Annotated in this window: 3 protein-coding genes and 1 pseudogene; 3 read left to right on the top strand and 1 reads right to left on the bottom strand. The window is 72.9% G+C overall.

What is annotated here, in order from left to right:
• The 3 genes from SSBG_RS32115 to SSBG_RS09125 all read left to right on the top strand — a co-directional run.
• On the top strand, positions 1–655 hold a 655-nt coding region (locus SSBG_RS32115; protein ID WP_037869310.1), incomplete at its 5' end, for a hypothetical protein.
• A gap of 84 nt (positions 656–739) precedes the next feature.
• Positions 740–1,393 (top strand): hypothetical protein, encoded by a 654-nt coding sequence (locus SSBG_RS09130; RefSeq protein ID WP_008745893.1) that lies wholly within the window; start codon positions 740–742, stop codon positions 1,391–1,393.
• A 14-nt stretch (positions 1,394–1,407) separates the two neighbouring features.
• Positions 1,408–2,424, top strand: a complete 1,017-nt coding sequence (locus tag SSBG_RS09125; protein ID WP_008745892.1) for a hypothetical protein — start codon at positions 1,408–1,410, stop codon at positions 2,422–2,424.
• A 57-nt stretch (positions 2,425–2,481) separates the two neighbouring features.
• Here the strand turns inward: SSBG_RS09125 and SSBG_RS30895 are convergent.
• A pseudogene (locus SSBG_RS30895) lies at positions 2,482–2,768 on the bottom strand (aldehyde dehydrogenase); the annotation flags it as partial.

Here is a 2,768-nt window from a genome sequence, read left to right as displayed (position 1 = left end):
CGGCGACGGCAAGACCGAGGTCCTGATCGACCGGCCCGAACCGGACGCCCCCGTCCTGCTGGACGTGGAGGTGACCAGCGCGGGCAACTTCTTCCTCACGCCGCTGATCCGGACGCGGGACGTCGTGCGCACGCAACCGCGCCTGCTGAGCGCCATCGGCGACTACCGCGGCCGGCTCCCCGTCCTGTCGGACAGCACGCACCTGGAGGTCAGGACGCTCAGCTCCCTTGAGGGCGCGCACTGGTCGATCCGGTTCCTGCCCCTGTCGGCCGCGCCGTCGCTCGCTCCCGAACACCGGGGCCGGGGCGACGAGGTGCTGCGCTACGAGGGGGGCCCGGCGCTGGCCACGGTGCAGTTCCGGCGCAGCGACCGGTGGACGTTCACGTTCCTGTGCGGGTGCCTGCGGGAGCCCGCCGACTGCGCGTGCTCCGAGGTCGCGTGGCCGGACGGCACCCCGGGCGGGGAACACCCGTACGCGAGCGGCGGCGGCGACAGCCGGGAGACGCTGCGACTGCCGCGGGCCGGATACGTCCTCGTGGAGGAGAAACCGGGCGCCGACGCGGAAGAGGGCCCCACGTGGTACGTGACGACCGAGCCGCTCGGCCTCGCGCCTCCCGCGCCGCCGCACCCCGGTACCGGGCGGCCGGGCCGCTGACCCGGCACCGGTCCTGGTGTCCCGCGTGTCACCCTCGGTACGTTGGACCCGCTCTGAAGACCTTGCCGTACGGGGAGTTGACCTGTGAAGTGCCGATCGGTCGCCTATGTCCTGACCGCTCTCGTCTGCGGGACCGGCCTGGTCGCCTGCGGCGGTGACGACGAAGGAGGCAAGGACGACAAGACGGTGGCGGGGGCGGAACGGACCACGAGCCCGAAGCCGTCCCCCTCGTCGCCGTCCTCGAAGCCCCCTGCCGGGAAGCCGGAGATCCGGCTTCCCGGAGACATTTCCATGACGTTCGAGAGCGTGAGGACCGGGGACGTGGCGAAGGACGCCGCACTCGCCGACAGCGCCCAGCGGATGCGGGCCCTGAACGCCGACATCGCCGGGACCGACCCCGGAGGCAAGGCTCTTGCCGCCTACACCACGGGCCAGGCCACGGAAGCCTCCGCGAGCTGGATCAACCAGTTCACGGACGCCGGGCTGACGATCACCGGTGCGTTCCGGTACTACGACCGCAAGGTCACCCTCAACGACGACGGCACCGCCTCCGTGGTCTTCTGCGCGGACGAGAGCAAAGCGTTCGCGAAGGAGAAGAAGACCGGGAAGGTGCGCAGGACGACGCCTTCGGACGAGGACTTCATCATCTACAACACCCGCCTGGCGAAGAACGCGGACGGGATCTGGCAGACGACCCAGGTCTTCTCCAAGGCGGGAGTGAAGCAGTGCGTGCGATGAGGACGAGGCGCACGGTGCCGCTGATCCTCTCGGCGGCGCTGGTCGTGGGTTTCGGCGCCGCGCCCGCCTGGGCGCGCACCACTCCGGGCGACACCCGGGAGGGTGAGCCGCCCAAGACGGGCGGCTCCCGTCAGGGTGACACCCTCGCCGCCGGGGCCGCCGGGATCTCGTACACGCGCTCCGGGGGCGGTGGTGGCGGCAAGGCCGCGCCGCTCACCGCCGCCGGGAACTGGACGCCCCCGCCCTGCTACTACGCCCCCAAGTACACGCCCCAGGAGCTGGAGGACACCCTCGTCCCCATCTGGCAGGCCGAGTCGACCGGCCACGAGTGGGACCTGAGCCAGAAGAACAAGTACGAGGACGGCAAGCCGTACAAGGACTTCAACAAGGACAAGGCCGGCAAGGGCTTCTGGTGGGCCTCGTACGTGACGCCGGGGTTCGAGGGCGATCCGGCCTCGCTCGACTGCCAGGAGGAGATCTTCTGGGTCGACAAGGGCGATCCGCCGCCCGCGGGCATCCCGCAGGCCATCACCCCCGAAATACTCGCTCAGCTGGCCTACGGGGAGATCAGGGTGCCGGGCACGGAGGTGGAGCTGGCGCCCGGCGGTGACTCCAAGGTGAACCTCCCCACGTGGGTGTGGCTGGAGAAGGCGAGGTTCACGCCGGTGTCCGTGACGGCGCGCGTCGCCGCGCTCGGCATCGAGGCGACGACGACCGCCGAGCCCGTCTCGCTGCGTGTCGAGCCCGGCACGCCGGACGCCCGGACGCTGCCCGGCTCCGGTACCTGCCCGATCCGCGCCGACGGGTCGATCGGCGAGCCGTACGCGCCCGGCAAGGCCGAGCGCACGCCGCCGTGCGGCGTCACCTACCTGCGCTCCTCGCGCGAGGGCAGCTTCCCGCTCCGCGCCACGGTGACCTGGAAGGTGCACTGGACCGGCACCGGCGTCAACGGCGAACAGCCGCTCCCGGACGGGTCGTTCGGGGCGGAGCAGGACGTGGTGGTGCGCGAGGTGCAGTCCCTCAACCGCTGAGACCGGCCCGGGCGGGCCGCCCGTCCCGGCCGGGCCCGCCCGTACGGCCCCCGCGGGCTACCCCGCGAACCCGCCGAGCAGCCCCTCCGGCACGCCCTGCAACGCGACCGGGCGCGTGAACCTGTCCACGGCCGCCGTGCCCACGCTCGTGGACCACGGCGCGGAGGTCGCGGGCCAGGGGCCGCCGTGAACCATGGCCTCGCACACGGCGACGCCCGTGGGGACGCCGTTCCAGACGACGCGGCCCGCGCGCAGCGCGAGGGCGCGCAGCAGCGGGGCGGCCGCGGGCTCGTCCGCCGGGGTGGCGAGCAGGGTCGCCGTGAGGCTGCCGGGGAGGGTACGGG

The sequence above is a fragment of the Streptomyces sp. SPB074 genome (assembly GCF_000154905.1).
In the GTDB taxonomy this organism is placed as follows: Bacteria; Actinomycetota; Actinomycetes; order Streptomycetales; family Streptomycetaceae; genus Streptomyces.
Note: the sequence above shows the minus strand (reverse complement) of the source record. Positions and strands in the feature narration are given on the sequence as shown.